The sequence below is a fragment of the Streptomyces sp. NPDC054765 genome (assembly GCF_053612065.1).
The window spans coordinates 101825-121849 of record NZ_JBSHBP010000017.1 but is presented as its reverse complement, the minus strand read 5'-3'; the positions used below and the strand labels follow the sequence as shown (position 1 = coordinate 121849).

Below are 20025 nucleotides of genomic sequence, written 5' to 3'. Positions count from 1 at the left end.
GGCACGCACCCCGTGTGATCCCCTCCGTCACGAGCGCACCGGCGCCGGTGCCCGGCACCGCGGCCCCATGACGCGCCGGTGCGGGAAACGACACCCCATGAAACCGCTCACCGAACTGCGGCCGGACATCCGTGCCCGGCCCGACGCTCTCCGCTCACCCCCGCTCGGCGCCGACCTCGGCCTGCTCCTCCTCCGGCTGACGGTGGGACTGATCATGGCCGGCCACGGCGCCCAGAAGCTCTTCGGCCTCTTCGGCGGCCACGGGCTCGCCGCCACCGGCAAGGGCTTCGCGGCCCTCGGCTACCACCCCGGCCAGTTCTTCGCCTGCCTCGCCGGAGTGTCGGAGTTCCTCGGCGGCCTCGGCCTCGCGGCCGGGCTGCTGACGCCCCTGGCGGCGGCCGCACTCATCGGCGTGATGATCAACGCCATGGCCACCTCCGCGTCCCAGGGACTCTGGGCGATGACCGGCGGCATCGAATATCCCCTGACCATCGCCGTCGTCGCACTGACCGTCGCGGCGACCGGCCCCGGCCGCTTCGCCCTGGACCGCCCCTTCCGCTGGCGCGACGGCGGGTTGCGCAGCGCGGCCTTCGCCCTGGGGCTCGGCGGCCTCTGCGCCGCCCTCGTGCTGGCCCTGTGAGGCGGGCCGTCCGGGCATCCGCACGCCCGGGGGCCGCATCCCGCCCGCCGACTCCGGGGCCGGAGGTACTCCCGGTACCGCCTACCCTTGTTGCATGACCAGCAGCGACCGGAGCCAGGCAGTGGGCGTGAACAAGAGTTACGAGATCCGCACCTACGGGTGCCAGATGAACGTCCACGACTCCGAGCGGCTGTCCGGCCTGCTGGAAGAGGCCGGATACGTCCCCGCGCCCAAGGACGGCGAGGGCGCCGACGTCGTGGTCTTCAACACCTGCGCGGTGCGGGAGAACGCCGACAACCGGCTCTACGGCAACCTCGGGCAGCTCGCCCCGAAGAAGGCCGCGCGGCCCGGTATGCAGATCGCCGTGGGCGGCTGCCTCGCCCAGAAGGACCGCGACACCATCGTCAAGAAGGCCCCCTGGGTCGATGTGGTGTTCGGGACGCACAACATCGGCAAGCTGCCGGTGCTGCTGGAGCGTGCCCGCGTCCAGGAAGAGGCGCAGGTCGAGATCGCCGAGTCGCTGGAGGCGTTCCCGTCGACGCTGCCCACCCGGCGCGAGAGCGCGTACGCGGCGTGGGTCTCCATCTCGGTGGGCTGCAACAACACCTGCACCTTCTGTATCGTCCCGGCGCTGCGCGGCAAGGAGAAGGACCGCCGGCCCGGCGACATCCTCGCCGAGGCCGAGGCGCTGGTCGCCGAGGGCGTCAGCGAGATCACCCTGCTCGGCCAGAACGTCAACGCGTACGGTTCCGACATCGGCGACCGCGAGGCGTTCTCGAAGCTGCTGCGCGCCTGCGGGAAGATCGAGGGCCTGGAGCGGGTCCGCTTCACCTCCCCGCACCCCCGCGACTTCACCGACGACGTCATCGCCGCCATGGCCGAGACGCCCAACGTCATGCCGCAGCTCCACATGCCGCTGCAGTCCGGCTCGGACACCGTCCTCAAGGCGATGCGCCGCTCGTACCGGCAGGACCGCTTCCTCGGCATCATCGAGAAGGTGCGCGCCGCGATGCCGGACGCCGCCATCTCCACGGACATCATCGTCGGCTTCCCGGGCGAGACCGAGGAGGACTTCGAGCAGACCCTGCACACGGTCCGCGAGTCCCGCTTCACCCAGGCCTTCACCTTCCAGTACTCCAAGCGCCCCGGCACCCCGGCGGCCGACATGGCGGACCAGATCCCCAAGGCCGTGGTCCAGGAGCGTTACGAGCGCCTGGTCGCTCTCCAGGAGGAGATCTCCTGGGAGGAGAACAAGAAGCAGGTCGGCCGGACGCTGGAGGTCCTGGTCGCCGAGGGCGAGGGCCGCAAGGACGAGGCGACGCACCGTCTGTCCGGCCGGGCCCCCGACAACCGTCTGGTGCACTTCACGCGCCCCGACGAGCCGGTCCGCCCCGGCGACATGGTGACCGTCGAGGTCACCTACGCCGCTCCGCACCACCTCCTGGCGGAAGGGCCGGCCAAGGCGGTCCGCCGCACCCGGGCCGGTGACGCCTGGGAGAAGCGCAACGCCGCCCCGGCAAAGAAGCCCCAGGGCGTGCTGCTGGGCCTGCCCACCATCGGCGCCCCGGCACCGGGCCCGGCGCCCACCGCCGGCTGCGGCTGCGACTGACACCCGTACCCGCGCCGGATACCCCGTAGGGGCACCGCACCCGGCCCCGTACCGGGGGCGTTACGCTGCGTGGCATGCTCGTAGCCGCCGCCCTCTGTCCCTGTCCGCCGCTCCTCGTCCCGGCGGTGGCCGCCGGGGCGGCGCCCGAACTGGCGGCGCTGCGTGCCGCCTGTCTGGACGCGATCGGCGTGCTCGCCGCGGCCCGTCCCGACCGGCTGGTCGTCCTGGGCCCCGCCGACGAGGTCGGCCAGGGCCGGTATCCACAGGGCGCGCTCGGCTCGTTCCGCGGCTTCGGAGTGGACCTCGGCGTGCAACTGGGCGCCGCGGAGAGGGCACCGGAGCGGGAACTCCCGCCGTCGCTGTCGGTCGGCGCCTGGCTGCTGTCCCGTACGGACTGGGCCGACGCCCCCGTGGAGGCGCTGGGGGTGACCGAGTCGCTGCCCCGCGAGCGCTGTCTGCCGGCGGGCCGGGAGATCGCGGCGTCCGCGCCCCGGGTGGCGCTGCTGGTGATGGGCGACGGCAGCGCCTGCCGGACGGTGAAGGCGCCCGGCTACTTCGACGAGCGGGCCGAGGCCTTCGACGCCGCGACGGCCCGCGCCCTGGGCACCGCCGACATCGATGCGCTGACCGCTCTGGACGGCGGGACGGCCGCCGCCCTCCAGGTGTCCGGGCGCTCCTGCTGGCAGGTCCTGGCGGGCGCGGCCGAGGGTGCGGGACTGCACGGCCGGCTGCTCCGCGACGAGGCGCCGTACGGCGTGGGCTACTTCGTGGCGGCCTGGTCGTAGCGCGGCCCGGATACGGCGACGGCCGCGAGGCGGGGTGTCTCACGGCCGTCGAGCCGGGTACCGCGGGCCCGGCGGACCAGGGGGTGTCGTTCGGATCATGGCGGGGTCGCGCATGATCCGAACGACACTCCCTAGTGCCGTGCGCTCTCGCTGTCCGCGGCGGCCTCCGCCGACTGCTGGCGGGGGATCCCGGCGCTCTCGCCGGACTTCTCCGCCGGCGGCCGGTCACCGGCGGCCGTCCCGGACGTCGCCCCGGACGCTTGCGGAGCCTCCGCTTCCGTCTCCACCGCTGCCTCCGGCGTGTCCGCCACGGCTGCCGCCTCCGCCACGGCTGCCGCCTCCGCCGACACCCCGGCGCCGTCCGCGGCCTCCTCGGTGCCGACGGCGGCCTCGGCGGCCTCGGCGGCCGTGGAAACGGCCGGCTCCGTCGGCTCCTCCGCCTCGGCCGTCACCGCCGCAGCGGTGCTCTCCTCCATCGACGCTTCGGACTTACGGCGGCGAAACCGCGAAAACACGCCCATAACTGCTCCTACGCTCTTCATGTGGCGAAATCCCATGCCGCCGGGGAACGGTCCATTGCGCCGCCCGCGGGCGCCGGTGGGACGCACCGGCTCTTGGGACCTCGCAACAGGCAACGAACCCATCGGTTGCCCGTCACGTCGCTCGTTCGAGAGGGGGGTGGGATGTTTGCGAGACTGACGGGGTGAACACCGCCGTTCCCGCTCCGCGGGTCATCGCCGTCGTCGGTCCCACCGCGGCCGGAAAGTCCGATCTGGGCGTCGCACTCGCCCGGCATGTCGGAGGCGAGGTCATCAACGCCGACTCCATGCAGCTCTACCGCGGCATGGACATCGGCACCGCCAAACTCACGCCCGAGGAGCAGCAGGGCGTCCCGCACCGCCTCCTGGACATCTGGGACGTGACCCGCGCCGCCAGCGTCGCCGAGTACCAGCAGCTGGCCCGCGCCGAGATCGACCGGCTGCTCGCCGAGGGCCGCACCCCGGTCCTCGTCGGCGGCTCCGGCCTGTACGTACGCGGCGCCATCGACGCCCTGGAGTTCCCCGGCACCGACCCGGAGGTGCGCGCCCGCCTGGAGGCCGAACTCGCCGAACAGGGCAGCGGCACCCTGCACGCCCGGCTGGCCGCCGCCGACCCCGGGGCGGCGCGCGCGATCCTGGCGAGCAACGGCCGTCGCATCGTGCGCGCCCTGGAGGTCATCGAGATCACCGGCCGCCCCTTCACCGCCAACCTCCCCGGTCACGAAGCGGTTTACGACACCCTGCAGATCGGCGTCGACGTCGAGCGCCCCGAGCTCGACGAGCGGATCGCGCGGCGGGTCGACCGCATGTGGGAGGCAGGCCTGGTCGACGAGGTGCGCCGGCTGGAGGGCGAGGGGCTGCGCGAGGGCCGTACGGCCTCCCGGGCGCTCGGCTACCAGCAGGTGCTCGCCCAGCTTGCGGGGGAGTGCACCGAGCAGGAGGCGCGCGACGAGACGGTACGCGCCACCAAACGCTTCGCGCGCCGCCAGGACTCGTGGTTCCGCCGGGACCCCCGGGTCCACTGGCTCAGCGGCGCCGCCGAGCACCGGGCGGAACTTCCCGCGCAGGCTCTGGAGTTGCTCGAACGACCGGTCACAGCCTGATCACGTCATGGCATCGGGACGCTCCGGCCGTCATCCGGGCCCCTGAGGGCGTGTCATCATCGACCTTCGATCGAGGCGTGCAGTCTGCAGTGGGGAGGGCGCGTGGCAATGGAGGCCGGCCCTCGCAACCGAGCGCAGCAACCGGACCCCGGCGCTGAATCGGCACCCCTGACCGACGACGGTCCGGACACCGGCGACGGCCTGTCCGGCGCCCACGATCCCGGTGCCGTACCGCTCACCGGCCCGGATGCCCTGGACGACTCCGACGCCCCGGCCTCCGGCACCGACGCCCCCGGCGAGTCCTTCCGGGAGCTGCGCCCGCCGCGCCGGCTGCGCCTGTGGCAGCTGGCGCCGATCGTCGTGGTCGCCGCCCTCGGCTCGCTGATGTTCGCCTTCCCCCTCGCCTTCGAGATCGGCGGCGACGGCGGCGCGGTGATCGCCATGCTCGGCCTGCTGCTGTGCTGCTGCGCCGCGGGCTGGGGCATGATGGCCGCCCGCCGCGTCGGCCACACCTGGCCCGGCCTCCCGGCACGCGGCTCCGGCCGGCGCGCCGACTGGCGGGTGGTGCTGCTCTACGCCGTGGTGGTGGCCGTCCCGGCGTCACTGGCCATCTGGCGGGTGGCCCGGCTGCGCTGAGCGGACTGTGCGCAGGGCGCTGCGCCAGGGCGGCGGGGTCTGCCCGTTGCGGGGGTTGTTCCCCGGGCCTGTGTCCCGGCGCGTGCGGGCCGTAGGCGCACAGCCCGTACCGGGCGGCGGCACGAGCCCTCCGCGCCCGTAAGGCCCGCACCCCGGCGCCCCCGTACGATGCAAGGGTGACCAGCACGCAGCGCCTCGCCTTCCTCAAGGGCCACGGCACCGAGAACGACTTTGTGATCGTCCCCGACCCGGACGGCCGCCTCGATCTTCCCGCGACCGCCGTCGCCATGATCTGCGACCGGCGGGCCGGCCTCGGCGGCGACGGCCTGCTGCATGTCGTACGGTCCGCCGCGCACCCGGAGGCGCGTGCCCAGGCCGACGAGGCCGAGTGGTTCATGGACTACCGCAACGGCGACGGCTCGATCGCCGAGATGTGCGGCAACGGCGTCCGCGTCTTTGCGCGCTATCTGCTGCACGCCGGCCTGGTCGAGGCCGGTGACCTCGCCATCGCCACCCGGGCCGGCGTCCGCCGCGTCCACGTCGCCAAGACCGGCGATGTCACGGTCTCCATGGGCCGCGCCGCGCTCTTTGACGAGAGCGTCGTCGTCACGGTCGACGGCCGCAGCTGGCCGGCCCGGAACGTGAACATGGGCAATCCGCACGCGGTCGCCTTCGTCGACGATCTGGCCCACGCCGGCGACCTGCTGGCCGTACCGCCGTTCAGCCCTGCGTCGGTTTATCCCGACGGCGTGAACATCGAGTTCGTGGCCGACCGCGGCCCGCGCCATGTGGCGATGCGGGTCCACGAGCGCGGCTCGGGCGAGACCCGCTCCTGCGGCACCGGCGCCTGTGCGGTCGCCGTCGCCACCGCCCGCAGGGACGGCGTCGACCCCACCCGGACCGGTATTCCCGTCACGTACACGGTCGATGTGCCCGGCGGCCGCCTCTCGATCACCGAGCTGCCCGACGGCACGGTCGAGATGACCGGCCCGGCCGAGATCGTCGCCGAGGGCACCTTCGCCCCCGGCTGGCCGGCCGCCGCGCTCACCTGACAGGGCCTGCGGCGTCCCCGGGGCGCGGCCTGCGGTGAGTCACGGTTCCGAACGAAAGATTCGCTCGAACGGGTGATCCGTATCACTGTGGGCGAGAGGCGGCCAGCGCTGCGTGATGGGCTCGGTAGCATCAAGCACCGGCCCGGACGTCCGAACTGACACGTCCCACCGCCGGTCGACGCTGCCGGAGGTGCCCATGAGCGCAGAGGCCACAGACCCTGGTAACCCTGGAGCAGCGGGCCGCAAGCGCCGCCGCCTGGAGCTCAGAGGACTGCGCCGGATCGGCCGCGCCGCGCTGCTCGGCCCGGCCCCGCGCGACGGCCTCCCACACGCCCTGGAGCACGTCGCCAAGGTGCACCGCGCTCACCACCCGGACGCCGACGTGGACACCCTCGCCAAGGCCTATCTGCTCGCGGAGTCCTCGCACCGCGGCCAACTGCGCAAGAGCGGCGAGCCGTACATCACCCACCCGCTCGCGGTGACCCTCATCCTCGCCGAACTCGGCGCGGAGACCACGACCTTGACCGCCTCCCTGCTCCACGACACCGTCGAGGACACGGAAGTGACGCTGGATCAGGTCAAGGACCGCTTCGGTGCGGAGGTCTGCTATCTGGTCGACGGCGTCACCAAGCTGGAGAAGGTCGACTACGGCGCGGCCGCCGAGCCGGAGACCTTCCGCAAGATGCTGGTGGCGACCGGCAACGACGTGCGGGTGATGTCCATCAAGCTCGCCGACCGGCTGCACAACATGCGCACCCTGGGGGTGATGCGCCCCGAGAAGCAGGCGCGGATCGCCAAGGTGACCCGCGATGTGCTGATCCCGCTCGCCGAACGCCTCGGCGTCCAGGCGCTGAAGGCCGAGCTGGAGGACCTGGTCTTCGCGATCCTGCACCCGGAGGAGTACGCCACCACCCGGGCCCTGGTCATGGAGTACACCACCCGGCCCGATCCGCTCGGCGCCCTCGCGCAGCGGGTCCGTACGGTCCTGGACGAGGCCGGTATCGACGCCGAAGTCCTCATCCGGCCCCGGCACTTCGTCTCCGTGCACCGGGTACGCCTCGCCCGCCGCGGGCTGACCGGCGCGGACCTGGGACGGCTGCTGGTGCTGGTGGCGGAGGATGCCGACTGCTACGCCGTCCTCGGCGAGCTGCACACCTGCTTCACGCCGGTCATCTCCGAGTTCAAGGACTTCATCGCGGCCCCCAAGTTCAACCTCTACCAGTCGCTGCACACGGCGGTCACCGGCCCGTCCGGGGAGATCGCCGAGACGCTGATCCGCACGCACCAGATGCACCGGGTCGCCGAGGCCGGGGTGATCGCCCTGGGCAACCCGTACGCCCCGACGGACGGCGCGGACGCCCCCGAGGGCGAACGGGCCGACCCGACCCGCCCCGGATGGCTCTCCCGGCTGCTGGAGTGGCAGCGCACCACCCCCGACCCGGACACCTTCTGGACCTCGCTGCGCGACGACCTCGCCCAGGACCGGGAGATCACCGTCTTCTGCACCGACGCCCCGTCGGACGGCTCGCCCGCCGCCGCAGGCGGAGCCATCGGTCTGCCCGCCGGGGCGAGTTGTGTGGACGCCGCGTACGCACGGCACGGCGAGGCGGCGCACTGTTGTATCGGCGCCCGTGTCAACGGCCGGCTCGCCACCCTCTCCACCGTCCTGCACGACGGCGACAGCCTGCAGCTGCTGATGGCCCCGGACCCCGCGGCCGGCCCCTCGCCGGAATGGCTCGACCACGCCCGTACCCCCGCCGCCCGGCTCGCCATCGGCCGGTGGCTGGCCGGACCGGGGGAGCCCGGCGCCCGCCCGGCGAACCCCGGCGAGGGGCCCGCGGCAGTGCTGCCCCCCGCCGGCCGCCGCGCCGCGGACCACGACCGTTCCGGAGCGGACCCGGTCGCCCCCGCCTCGGTCCTCGCGGTGGCGGACCTGCCCGGTGCGGCGGTCCGGCTGGCGGGCTGCTGCACCCCGGTGCCGCCGGACACCGTCACCGGATTCGCCGTACGGGGCGGCACGGTCACCGTCCACCGCGCCCTGTGTCCCGCCGTGGCACGGATGGCGGCCACCGGCCGGCAGCCGGTCGGGGTGCGGTGGCGGGGCGCGGGCCAGGGGGGTCACGGCTGCCGGGTCACCCTCCTGGCCGAGGCCTTCAGCCGGCCGCACCTCCTGGCCGACCTCACCGAGGCCATCGCCTCCCAGGGCGCCGCCGTGGTGTCGGCCGCCGTCGAACCCCCGCACGAACAACGGGTCCGCCACACCTACACCCTGCATCTGCCGAACGCCGCCGGGCTGCCGTCCCTGATGCGGGCCATGCGCCAAGTGCCCGGTGTCTTCGACGTGTTGCGGGCCGGCCGCGCCCGGCAGGCCGCGGCGCTGCGCCCCTGAACGGCCCGGCGGGCCGCCCGGTGACGGTCCGTCGGATACCTCTCCGCCCGTCGGACACCTCTCCGTCCGGCGACGCAGGACGGATGCGCGGGACGCCGCCCGTTCGGGTGCCGTTTGCCCCGTCACCCGCGGGGGAGGGGGCCGAGTTGGTAGCCGTAGTTCATGTCCCTTCGCTTGCGTCGTCCCTCCCGCGACCCCGGTCGCCCCGTCCCTGCCCGCGCCCTGCCCCGTGGCCCGAGCGGACGGATCCGGTGGACCGGCCGCCGGGCCGCCGCACGCCGGGCCGCCGCCCTCGGACTGGCCGCCCTCGCCACCCTCGGCATGGCCGAGCCGCCGGCCCTCGGCCCACAAGGCCTCGGTGACCGCCTCTTCCCCACACTCGGCAACACCGGCTACGACGTCACGTCCTACGACATCTCGCTGGACTACTCCGGTCACAACGACCGGCCGCTGAACGCCACCACCGCGATCACCGCCCGTGCCACCACCGAGCTCGACCACGTCAACCTCGACTTCGCCCGCGGCACCGTACGCTCCGTGAAGATCGGCGGCCTGCCCGCCAAGCACGAGCAGCACGACGAGGACCTGGTGCTCACCCCCGCCTTCCACATCTCCCGGGGGCAGGACGTGAAGATCTCCATCGAGCACACCAGCAACCCCGGCGGCAAGAGCGACGGCGGCTGGATCCGCACCTCCGACGGCCTGGCGATGGCCAACCAGGCCGACGCCGCGCACCGCGTCTTCCCCTGTAACGACCACCCCTCCGACAAGGCGCTCTTCACCTTCCGCATCACCGCGCCGCAGCAGCTGACCGCGGTCGCCAACGGGCTGCCCCAGGGCCCCGGTGTCACCCGTGCGGCGCGGCGTACCTGGCTCTACCGCACCGCCCATCCCATGGCCACCGAGCTGGCACAGGTCTCCATCGGGAAGTCGAGCGTGCTGCTGCACCACGGGCCGCACGGCCTGCCCGTCCGCGATGTCGTGCCGACGGCGGACCGCCCCGCCCTCGCCCACTGGCTCGCCAAGACCCCGGCCCAGGTCGCCTGGATGGAGCGCAAGGTCGGCCCCTTCCCCTTCGAGGCGTACGGGGTGCTGATCGCCAACGCCAGGACCGGCTTCGAGCTGGAGACCCAGACCCTCTCGCTCTTCGAGAAGGCCATGTTCACCGCCCACCAGCTGCCCGACTGGTATGTCGAGTCCGTGATGGTGCACGAGCTGGCCCACCAGTGGTTCGGCGACAGCGTCAGCCCGCGCCGCTGGTCCGATGTCTGGCTCAACGAGGCGCATGCCACCTGGTACGAGTCCCTCTACGCCCAGGAGAAGGGCGGCGTACGGGCCTCCCTGGACGCCCGTATGCGCCATGCGTACGAGGAGTCCGACGGCTGGCGCGCCGAGGGCGGACCGCCCGCCGCGCCCAAGGCGCCCAGCCCGGGGCAGAAGATCGGCATCTTCCGCCCGATCGTCTACGACGGCAGCGCGCTGGTCCTGTACGCACTGCGGCAGAAGATCGGCACCGCCGCCTTCGACCGCCTGGAGCGCGACTGGGTGGAACGCCACCGCGACGGCGTGGCGGACACCGCGGACTTCGTCCGGCTGTCCTCCCAGGTCGCCGGGCAGGACCTGACCGGCTTCTTCCACGAGTGGCTCTACGGCGACCGGACGCCGCCGATGCCGGGGCATTCGGAATGGCTGCCCAGGGGGAGCGCGCAAAAGCCGGTCCGGCCCACGGGGGCTGCTGTCGCCCCCGGCGCCAAGGGCGCGGCCGTCGCCCCCGCGTCCAAGGGGGGTGCTGTTGCCCGTGGGCCCAAGGGCGCTGGCGTTGCCCCCGCGCCCAAGGGGGCGGCCCACAAGCCCGCGCCCCAGGGAACCGTCGAAAAGCCCGGAAAACCGGTGTGACGGCCTTCGCGGGTCGTGGGACCATCTTCGGGTCGGCACCGGCCGGCCCGGGAATCTCCGGGGCGGCTCGGACGTTGACACCAGCGACGGCCGCAGCATCGGCGCGCGGTCGCCGCAGCACCGACAGTCCCGGAGGGATCACCCGGTCCCCGCGAGGGCTTACCGACGACGCAAAGGATCAAATGACCTCCTCTTCTTCCCTTCCGCAGGACCGGCAGCGCCTCCCCGAGAGCCTTCGGGCCAACGCCCTGATGGAAGAGGACGTCGCCTGGAGCCACGAGATCGACGGGGAGCGTGACGGCGACCAGTACGACCGCTCGGCGCGCGCCGCGCTACGCCGCGTAGCGGGCCTTTCCACCGAGCTCGAGGACGTCACCGAGGTCGAGTACCGGCAGCTCCGCCTGGAGCGGGTGGTGCTCGTCGGCGTCTGGACCACGGGCACGGCCCAGGAGGCGGAGAACTCCCTCGCCGAGCTCGCCGCCCTCGCCGAGACCGCCGGCGCCATGGTGCTCGACGGCGTCATCCAGCGCCGCGACAAGCCGGACCCGGCCACGTACATCGGCTCCGGCAAGGCGCTGGAGCTGCGCGACATCGTGCTGGAGTCCGGGGCGGACACCGTGGTGTGCGACGGTGAGCTGTCCCCGGGCCAGCTGATCCACCTGGAAGACGTCGTCAAGGTCAAGGTGGTCGACCGGACCGCCCTGATCCTCGACATCTTCGCCCAGCACGCCAAGTCCCGGGAGGGCAAGGCGCAGGTCTCGCTGGCGCAGATGCAGTACATGCTCCCCAGGCTCCGTGGCTGGGGCCAGTCGCTGTCCCGGCAGATGGGTGGCGGTGGCTCCGGCTCGGCGGGCGGCGGTATGGCCACCCGTGGTCCCGGTGAGACCAAGATCGAGACGGACCGGCGGCGGATCCGCGAGAAGATGGCGAAGATGCGCCGGGAGATCGCGGAGATGAAGACCGGGCGCGACATCAAGCGCCAGGAACGCCGGCGCAACAAGGTCCCCTCGGTCGCCATCGCCGGCTACACCAACGCCGGCAAGTCCTCCCTGCTCAACCGCCTCACGGGCGCCGGTGTGCTGGTGGAGAACGCCCTGTTCGCCACCCTGGACCCCACCGTCCGGCGGGCCGAGACGCCCAGCGGACGGCTCTACACCCTCGCCGACACCGTCGGCTTCGTCCGGCATCTGCCGCACCACCTCGTCGAGGCGTTCCGCTCCACGATGGAGGAGGTCGGCGACTCCGATCTCATCCTGCATGTGGTCGACGGCTCGCATCCGGTACCGGAAGAGCAGCTCGCCGCCGTACGCGAGGTGATCCGCGACGTGGGCGCGACGGACGTGCCCGAGATCGTGGTCGTCAACAAGGCCGATGCGGCCGATCCGCTGGTGCTGCAGCGTCTGCTGCGCCAGGAGAAGCACGCCCTCGTGGTCTCGGCCCGTACGGGCCAGGGCATGGACGAGCTGCTGACCCTGCTCGACGAGGAACTTCCCCGGCCGCAGGTCGAGATCGAGGTGCTGGTGCCCTACACCCAGGGCGCCCTGGTCTCGCGGGCGCACGCCGAGGGCGAGGTCATCTCCGAGGAGCACACCGCCGACGGCACGCTGCTCAAGGCACGGGTGCACGAGGAACTGGCCGCCGAGTTCCAGCCGTTCGTCCCGGCGGCATAGCGGCCGCCGGCGCAGACGAGGAAAGGCCCGCCCCCGGTTCTCCCGGGAGCGGGCCTTTCGCTGTGCCCGTGGGCGGTACGGGGTGGCGCCGTCCCGGGCGCCACCCGCGTCATCCGCCTACTGCTTGTTCGCCCACTTCTTGCTCATGGTGTCGAACATGCTCTTGGCCTCGGGGCCCAGGTGCGGACCGGCCGACCAGCGGGCCGGACGCGGCCCCATCGACATGTTGGAGACCAGCACCGGCTTGCCGTCCGTGCCCTTGATGAACCAGGGGCCGCCGGAGGAACCGCCGGTCATGGTGCAGCCGATCCGGTACATGGTCGGCTTCTTGGCGTCCATCGACAGCCGGGTCGGCTTGTCGGTGCACTGCTGCTCGGCTGCACCGTCGAACGGCGGCTCGGCCGGGTAGCCCTGCGCGGTCAGGCTCGGGATCTTGGCCATCGCGGGCGCGTTGAAGTCGACCGCGTACGCACCACCGGCGATCTCTTCGAGCGACTTGCCGCCCGTGCTCTCCTCCGGCTTCACATGCATCAGCGCGAAGTCGTACGGGGCCATCGGCACACCGGGAACGGCGCCGCCGGCCTTGATCCACTCCTGGGACGTCGCCATGTCGTCCGCCCACCACTTGCCCGACGGGACCCGGTCCTCGTAGGGCTTGCTCTTCAACTGGCCGGCGGTGCCGCCGGTCTTGTTGAAGTTCGGCACGAACATCATGTTGCGGTACCAGCCGCCGTTCTTGCCGGCGTGCACACAGTGCGCCGCGGTCCACACGAGGTTGGACTTGCCGGGGTGCGCCGGGTCCTTGACGACGGTGGCGGAGCAGCGCGACCCGCCCTCGGGGGTGCTGAACAGCAGCAGGCCCACGCCGGGAGCGGTCGAGGTGTAGGGGGTCTGGACGGCCTGCGCCGGGACGGCGGCGGGCTCAGGGTCGGTCTTGCCCTGGTCCTCCGAGATGTCCTCGGGCTTGCTGGGGTCCTGGGGAGGCTTGACCTTGTCGATCTTGTCCTTGTCCCAGAAGTCCTTGATGATCGGGTTGATGAACTCCCCGGCCTCCCGGAGCCACTTGTCCCGGTTCCAGTTCTTCCACTCGCCGTTCTTCCACTTGTCCAGGTCGATGCCGTGTTCCTTGAGCTTGTCCTGGATGTCCTGAGGGATCTTGAAGTCACCCCCGCCCGTGGAGTCCTGAGCCGCGGACTGGCTGGGCTTGGCGTCCGCGTTGTCGCCCGCCGGCCCGCAGCCGGTGGCCGTGAGTGCCACGACGGCGGTGAGGGCGGCGACGGCCAGGACCGGCCGGCGTATGGATCGCATGGGTGAGCTCCCCCTGGTGAATCGGACTGAGCCGGTGCGGCTTGTTCGGTGTCGCACCGGTCCGTTCTTGTCATGAACCTCAAGATCCCGGCGCGACACCCCACTATGCCGGTGACGATGGGGACGGCGGTACTCGGGCCCCCGGTTCCACGCCACCAAGGATCTTGACGACAACCGTGATCCCGGGTCGCCGCCGTCGTTGGTACGTACGGGGGACGGCCCCGGGCTGCCCTCAGCCCGCGCGGCATCCAGCAGCTCACCAGCAGGAGGACACAACTGCCGTGGTGTTGACCGAAACCGTGCCGGCGGCCGCGCCGCCGGCCCATGAGGGGATCCTGCGCCGGCAGTCCCTGCGCGAGTCCGCTGCCCGCACCTACGCGCGCTCGCTGCCCATCGTCCCGGTGCGCGCCCGCGGGCTGACCATCGAGGGCGCCGACGGCCGGCGCTATCTCGACTGTCTCTCCGGCGCCGGCACCCTGGCGCTCGGCCACAACCACCCCGTGGTGCTCGAAGCGATCCGGACCGTCCTCGACTCCGGCGCGCCGCTGCACGTCCTCGACCTCGCCACCCCCGTCAAGGACGCCTTCACCACCGAGCTCTTCGCCACCCTCCCGGGGGAGTTGGCCGAAAAGGCCCGTATCCAGTTCTGCGGCCCGGCCGGCACGGACGCCGTCGAGGCCGCCTTCAAACTCGTCCGCACCGCGACCGGCCGGGACGGCCTGATGGCCTTCTCCGGCGCCTATCACGGCATGACGTCGGAGGCGCTCGCCGCCTCCGGGGGAGCGCAGCACACCAGCGTGGTCCGGCTGCCCTACCCGTACGACTACCGCTGCCCCTTCGGGACCGGCGGTGCACACGGCGCCGAACTCGCCGCGCGCTGGACACAGAGCCTGCTCGACGACGACAAGAGCGGGGTGCGCACGCCGGCCGGGATGATCGTGGAACCCGTCCAGGGCGAAGGTGGAGTGATCCCCGCGCCGGACGGCTGGCTGCGGCGGATGCGCGAGATCACCGCCGCCCGGGGGATCCCGCTGATCGTGGACGAGGTGCAGACCGGCGTCGGCCGCACCGGCGCCTTCTGGGCGGTCGACCACAGCGGCATCGTGCCCGATGTGCTCGTGCTGTCCAAGGCGATCGGCGGCAGCCTGCCGCTCGCCGTGATCGTCTACCGCGAGGAGCTCGACGCCTGGCAGCCCGGCGCGCACGCCGGCACCTTCCGCGGCAATCAACTCGCCATGGCCGCCGGTGCCGCCACCCTCACCTACGTCCGCACCCACGGCCTCGACAAACGTGCCGGGGAGCTGGGCAGCCGGATGCTCGACCGGCTCACCTCCCTCGCCGCCGCCCATGACTGCATCGGCGACGTCCGCGGCCGCGGACTGATGCTCGGCGTCGAGCTCGTCGACCGCACCGCCGATGCCGACGCCACCGGCGCCCGCCCCGCCGACCCGCGGCTCGCCGCCGCCGTCCAGCGCGCCTGCCTGGACCGCGGCCTGATCGTCGAACTGGGCGGCCGGCACTCCGCCGTCGTCCGGCTGCTGCCACCCCTGACCATCACCGACGAACAGGCGGACGCGATCCTCGACCGCCTCGCCGACGCCATCACGGCGGCGGTCCGCACCACCCCCGGGCCGACGGGCTCGTCCCCCACGACAATGCGAGGCACCTCCCCATGAACGAACGCCCCGGCCCCGACGGTGGCCAGCCCGCCGAACGCATCCCCGCCCACCAGGGTGCGGGCACGATCGAGTCCGTACCGCGCCAGCAGCGACGCGCCCCGGGCGACGCCTGCCACCAGCAGACCCACGAGGCCCCGGACCGGGCCGTCCCCCGCGGCGGCCCCGGCCCGTTCGACCGCACCGGGTCCGCGGACCACGACCCCCTCGACCACCCCGATCCGGCGGTCGCCGCCGACGCCGCCGGCATCGAGCATCTGCTGCGCTGCTGGCTCCGGGAGAACGGCATCCACCGCCCGGCCGAAGGCCTGCTGCGCCTGCCCCTGCAGGCCGCCGCGGGCGCTCTGCACATCCCCGTCCGCTACTGGTCACCCACGGGCTGGCACCGGCTCGGCGCCCCCACCCTCGAAGGCGCCCCGCCCGCCGCCGCCCCGCTGGACGCCGTCACCCTCGCCGCACTGCTGCGCCGCGAGGCCGCGTACGGCGACCGCCGGGCCTCCGACGGCGGTGAGCACCGGGTGGCGGACACCGACGAGCGGCCGGAACCGGACGGCGAGCGGCAGCAGGCACCGGACGGTGACGGCGCCGAACTCATCGGCCGGGTCGCCAACTCCGTCCGCAATGTCGCCGCCTTCCTCACCGACCGGCGCGCCCGGCCCGCCGACGACCACGGCGCCCTCTTCCTCGAAGCCGAGCAATCCCTTCTCCTCGGCCACCCGCTGCACCCCACACCCAAGAGCCGTGAAGGCCTCTCCGACGCCGAGACCCGCGCCTATTCGCCCGAACTGCGCGGCGCCTTCCCACTGCACTGGACGGCCGTGCACCGCTCCGTCCTGGCCGCCGACTCCGCCTGGACCGAACGCGGCAAGCCCGTCCCGGCCGGGCAGCTCGCCAGGGACCTCGCGGGGAGCCGCCTCCGGCTCCCCGACGACACCGTGCCGTTGCCCCTGCACCCCTGGCAGGCCAGGGAAATCGCCGACCGCCCCGACGTCGCCGCCCTCCGCGAGTCCGGGCTGCTGCACGACCTCGGCGTCCACGGCCCCCTCTGGCACCCCACCTCCTCCGTCCGCACGGTCTACCGCCCCGACGCGGACGCCATGCTCAAGCTCTCCCTCGGGCTGCGCATCACCAACTCCCGCCGGGAGAACCTCCGTAAGGAACTGGCCCGCGGCGTCGAGGTGCACCGGCTGCTGCGCACCGGCCTCGCCGAGCAGTGGCAGCGCTTCCACCCCGGCTTCGACATCGTCCGCGACCCGGCCTACCTCGCCGTCGACGGCCTCGACGGCGTACCCGTCCAGGGCCTCGACGTCGTCCTCCGCCACAACCCCTTCAGCACCACCGACGACGCCGTCTGCCTCGCCGGCCTCACCTCTCCCCGGCCCTGGCCCGGCCACGCGGGCGTGCGCTCCCGGCTCGAAGATCTCGTCACCACGCTCAGCGCCCGCACCGGCCGCGCCCTCGGTGCCGTGGCCACCGAGTGGTTCCTGCGTTACCTCGAAGCGGCCGTACGGCCCCTGCTGTGGCTCGACGGCACGGCCGGCGTCGTCCTGGAGGCGCACCAGCAGAACACCCTGGTGCTGCTGGACCCCCATGGCTGGCCGGTCGGCGGCCGCTACCGCGACAACCAGGGCTACTACTACCGCACCTCCCGCCGCGCGGAGCTGGAGCGGCGGCTGCCCGGTATCGGCGCGGCCAGCGACAGCTTCGTCGCCGACGACGTCATCGACGAGCGTTTCGCCTACTACCTCGGCATCAACAACGTCCTGGGCCTCATCGGGGCGTTCGGCGCCCAGCGCCTGGTCCGTGAGGAGATTCTGCTCGCCGCCTTCCGGCGGTTCCTCGCCGATGCCGCCGCGGCCCCCCGCGCGCACCGCTCGCCGCTCCCGGAGCAGCTGCTGGCCGCCCGCACCCTGCGTTGCAAGGCCAACCTGGCGACCCGGCTGCACGGCCTGGACGAACTCGTCGGCCCGGTCGAAACCCAGTCCGTCTACGTCACCCTGCCCAACCCCCTCGCCCCCTAGCCGCCCCGCACCCCCCGACAGCAGCCCCCGCCCGCCCCCGTCCCCGGCGCCGGCGCCCCGCGACCCATCAGGCCACGCGGCACGCGGCCACGAGAGGAGAGTGCCGCCGTGCCACCCACCGGCTCCGGTCTCGGCTCCAGCTCCGATGACACCCTCGACCTGCAGCTCCCGCCCGAATTCAGCGCGCTGTTCGCCGAGGGACACGGACAGCCGGCGTCCTCGGACCTTCCGGCCGCCGGCCCGCTGCTCGACAACCTGGCGGGCTGGGGAGCGGCCGACACCCCCGCCGGGCCGTTCGAGCTCGTCCCCGTCCGGCCGGACCGCGATCTCGACCGGATCAGCGGCTGGATGAACGATCCGGCCGTGGCGGCCTTCTGGGAGCTGGCGGGCCCGCCGGAGACCACGGCCGCCCATCTGCGCGGCCAGCTCGGCGGTGACGGCCGCAGTGTGCCCTGTCTGGGGGTGCTGGCCGGGGTCCCGATGAGCTACTGGGAGATCTACCGCGCCGATCTTGACCCACTCGCCCGCTCCTACCCGGCGCGGCCCCACGACACCGGTGTCCATCTGCTCATCGGCGGGGCCGGTGACCGGGGACGCGGGCTGGGCGGCCTGCTGCTGCGCGCCACCGCCGATCTCGTCCTCGACCACCGCCCGCAGTGCGCGCGGGTCCTCGCCGAGCCCGATCTGCGCAACACCGTCTCCGTAGCGGCCTTCCTGAGCGCGGGATTCCGCTACGGCGACGAGATCGAACTGCCCGGAAAACGCGCGGCGTTGATGGTCCGCGACCGCGCCCATCGCCACCTGCTCTGACCCCGGCGCCGTCCGTCGACGGTCCCGCTCCGGCCCGCCGTCCACCCCCGCTGCCCCGGTTGTCCCCCGTATGTGCCGGGGCGGTCCCGCTTCGAGGAGCCCACCTTGTCGCCCGAGCCCCAGCCTTCGCACAGCGCCTGGCAGCACGCCGCGCGCCGACTGTTCGCCAAGACCCTGGCGGAGTTCGCGTACGAGGAAGTCCTCACCCCCGAGCCCGACGGCACCGCACCCGACGGCACCTGGCAATACCGTCTGCCGGTCACCGACGACCTGGTCTACCGCTTCCGGGCCCGCCGCGGCGCCTACGGCCACTGGCGCATCGACCCCGATTCGATCACCCCCGACACCGACCCCTTCCGCTTCCTCACCCACGCCCACGACACCGTGCTGGGCCTGTCCGGCGACACCACCGGCCATCTCATCCGCGAGCTGACCGCCACCCTCGCCGCCGACACCCGGCTCGACGCCACCGCCCTCAGCGCCGCCGAGCTCGCCGATCTGGACTACGCCACCCTCGAAGGCCACCAGACCGGTCACCCCTGGCTCGTCGCGAACAAGGGCCGGCTCGGCTTCTCCGCCCAGGACGCGGCGACCTGGGCGCCCGAAGCCCGCACCGCTCAGCGCCTGCCCTGGCTCGCCGCGCACCACAGCATCGCCCACTACCGCGGTATCCCCACGCTGGCCACCCCCGACCGTCTCTACGGCGAGGAGCTCGCCCCCGCCACCCGTCATTCCTTCGCCCGCACCATCGCCGACGAGGGCCACGACCCCGCCGACTACCTCTACCTCCCCGTGCACCCCTGGCAGTGGGACGAGACCATCGCCCCGCTCTTCGCCCCGCAACTCGCCGACAGATCCATCATCGCGCTGCCCACTGACAACGACCTCCGACTGCCACAGCAGTCGATCCGTACCTTCCTCAACGTCAGCCGCCCCCGGGCCCGTACGGTCAAACTGCCGCTGTCCATCCTCAACACCCTCGTCTGGCGCGGTCTGCCCACCGAGCGCACCCTCGCCGCGCCCGCCGTCACCCGCTGGGTGCACGGTCTGCGCGACGCCGACCCCTATTTGCGCGATGAGACCCGGGTGATCCTGCTCGGCGAGACCGCCTCCGTCACCGTCGAACACCCCCTCTACGACCGGCTTCCCGGCGTCCCGTACCAGTTCAAGGAGCTGCTCGGCTGTATCTGGCGCGAACCGGTCAGCGGCCATCTGGACCCCGGTGAACGCGCCCGCACCCTGGCCGCGCTGCTGCAGACCGATCCCCGGGGCCGCGCCCTGACCGCGGAGCTGGTGCGCCGCTCGGGACTGGCCCCGCGCGACTGGCTGGCTCGGCTGTTCGCCGCCCTGCTGCCGCCCCTGCTGCACTTCCTCTACCGGTACGGCACGGTCTTCTCCCCGCACGGCGAGAACGCCATCGTGGTCTTCGACGAGCACGACGTCCCCACCCGCCTCGCGGTCAAGGACTTCGTCGACGACGTCAACACCAGCTCCCGGCCGCTGCCGGAGCACGACTCCATGCCCGACGACGTACGGGCGGTGCTGCTGACCGAACCACCCGCCTTCCTCACCCAGTTCATCCACTCCGGGCTGTTCGTCGGTGTCTTCCGCTACCTCGCTCCGCTGTGCGCGGACCAACTGGGCGTGCCCGAGGACGAGTTCTGGTCACTCGTACGGGCGGAGATCCTCCGCCACCACGAGCGCTTCCCCGCCCTCAAGGAGCGCCACGAGACCTTCGACCTGCTCACTCCGCGGATCGAGCGGCTGTGTCTGAACCGCAACCGTCTGCATGTGGACGGTTACCGGGACCGCCGCGACCGCCCGCACGCGGCCGTGCACGGCACCGTCGCCAATCCGCTGCACCACCCGTGAACGGGACGGCTGTCAGTGG

The 20025-nt window shown here is 73.0% G+C and carries 15 protein-coding genes; 13 read left to right on the top strand and 2 right to left on the bottom strand.

The genetic code is table 11. The features are described from left to right. Window positions 1-97: 97 nt before the first annotated feature. The 3 genes from ACWGJY_RS14055 to ACWGJY_RS14045 all read left to right on the top strand — a co-directional run bounded on the left by ACWGJY_RS14055 (window position 98) and on the right by ACWGJY_RS14045 (window position 3034). Window positions 98-640: a DoxX family protein gene (locus ACWGJY_RS14055; RefSeq protein WP_453261048.1), complete on the top strand. Its 543-nt coding sequence runs from the start codon at window positions 98-100 to the stop codon at window positions 638-640. 94 nt (window positions 641-734) lie between these two features. Next, entirely contained in the window at window positions 735-2249 is a 1515-nt protein-coding gene (miaB, locus tag ACWGJY_RS14050; RefSeq protein ID WP_453261047.1) for a tRNA (N6-isopentenyl adenosine(37)-C2)-methylthiotransferase MiaB, read from the top strand. 74 nt (window positions 2250-2323) lie between these two features. Further along, complete coding sequence (locus ACWGJY_RS14045; protein WP_453261046.1) at window positions 2324-3034, top strand: class III extradiol dioxygenase subunit B-like domain-containing protein; 711 nt, start codon at window positions 2324-2326, stop codon at window positions 3032-3034. A 131-nt stretch (window positions 3035-3165) separates the two neighbouring features. Here the strand turns inward: ACWGJY_RS14045 and ACWGJY_RS14040 are convergent, their stop codons facing one another. Further along, window positions 3166-3549, bottom strand: a complete 384-nt coding sequence (locus tag ACWGJY_RS14040) for a hypothetical protein (protein WP_453261045.1) — start codon at window positions 3547-3549, stop codon at window positions 3166-3168. 188 nt (window positions 3550-3737) lie between these two features. Between ACWGJY_RS14040 and miaA the strand changes: the two genes are divergently transcribed. From miaA to hflX, 6 genes are all read left to right on the top strand, one after another. Next, on the top strand, window positions 3738-4676 hold the full coding sequence (gene miaA / locus ACWGJY_RS14035; RefSeq protein ID WP_453261044.1) for a tRNA (adenosine(37)-N6)-dimethylallyltransferase MiaA: 939 nt from the start codon (window positions 3738-3740) through the stop codon (window positions 4674-4676). A 108-nt stretch (window positions 4677-4784) separates the two neighbouring features. Further along, a complete protein-coding gene (locus ACWGJY_RS14030) occupies window positions 4785-5312 on the top strand; it encodes a hypothetical protein (protein WP_453261043.1) in 528 nt (175 codons plus the stop codon). A 176-nt stretch (window positions 5313-5488) separates the two neighbouring features. Further along, window positions 5489-6364 (top strand): diaminopimelate epimerase, encoded by an 876-nt coding sequence (gene dapF, locus ACWGJY_RS14025; protein ID WP_453261042.1) that lies wholly within the window; start codon window positions 5489-5491, stop codon window positions 6362-6364. Window positions 6365-6560: 196 nt separating this feature from the next. Next, window positions 6561-8753, top strand: a complete 2193-nt coding sequence (locus ACWGJY_RS14020) for a RelA/SpoT family protein (RefSeq protein WP_453261041.1) — start codon at window positions 6561-6563, stop codon at window positions 8751-8753. A gap of 162 nt (window positions 8754-8915) precedes the next feature. Then, window positions 8916-10649, top strand: coding sequence for a M1 family aminopeptidase (locus tag ACWGJY_RS14015; protein ID WP_453261040.1), 1734 nt, complete (start codon window positions 8916-8918; stop codon window positions 10647-10649). A 182-nt stretch (window positions 10650-10831) separates the two neighbouring features. After that, entirely contained in the window at window positions 10832-12319 is a 1488-nt protein-coding gene (hflX, locus tag ACWGJY_RS14010; RefSeq protein WP_453261039.1) for a GTPase HflX, read from the top strand. A gap of 117 nt (window positions 12320-12436) precedes the next feature. Here the strand turns inward: hflX and ACWGJY_RS14005 are convergent, their stop codons facing one another. After that, a complete protein-coding gene (locus ACWGJY_RS14005; protein ID WP_453261038.1) occupies window positions 12437-13627 on the bottom strand; it encodes a trypsin-like serine peptidase in 1191 nt (396 codons plus the stop codon). A gap of 281 nt (window positions 13628-13908) precedes the next feature. Between ACWGJY_RS14005 and ACWGJY_RS14000 the strand changes: the two genes are divergently transcribed. The 4 genes from ACWGJY_RS14000 to ACWGJY_RS13985 all read left to right on the top strand — a co-directional run bounded on the left by ACWGJY_RS14000 (window position 13909) and on the right by ACWGJY_RS13985 (window position 20006). Next, entirely contained in the window at window positions 13909-15303 is a 1395-nt protein-coding gene (locus ACWGJY_RS14000; RefSeq protein ID WP_453261037.1) for a diaminobutyrate--2-oxoglutarate transaminase family protein, read from the top strand. Beyond that, on the top strand, window positions 15300-17324 hold the full coding sequence (locus ACWGJY_RS13995; protein ID WP_453261036.1) for an IucA/IucC family protein: 2025 nt from the start codon (window positions 15300-15302) through the stop codon (window positions 17322-17324). The genes ACWGJY_RS14000 and ACWGJY_RS13995 overlap by 4 nt, the downstream gene beginning before the upstream one ends. Window positions 17325-17432: 108 nt before the next feature. Then, window positions 17433-18134 (top strand): GNAT family N-acetyltransferase, encoded by a 702-nt coding sequence (locus ACWGJY_RS13990; RefSeq protein ID WP_453261035.1) that lies wholly within the window; start codon window positions 17433-17435, stop codon window positions 18132-18134. A gap of 105 nt (window positions 18135-18239) precedes the next feature. Next, window positions 18240-20006 carry an IucA/IucC family protein gene (locus ACWGJY_RS13985; RefSeq protein WP_453261034.1) on the top strand — a complete coding sequence of 589 codons (1767 nt, stop codon included), beginning with the start codon at window positions 18240-18242 and terminating at the stop codon, window positions 20004-20006. The last annotated feature ends 19 nt before the right edge of the window (window positions 20007-20025 follow it).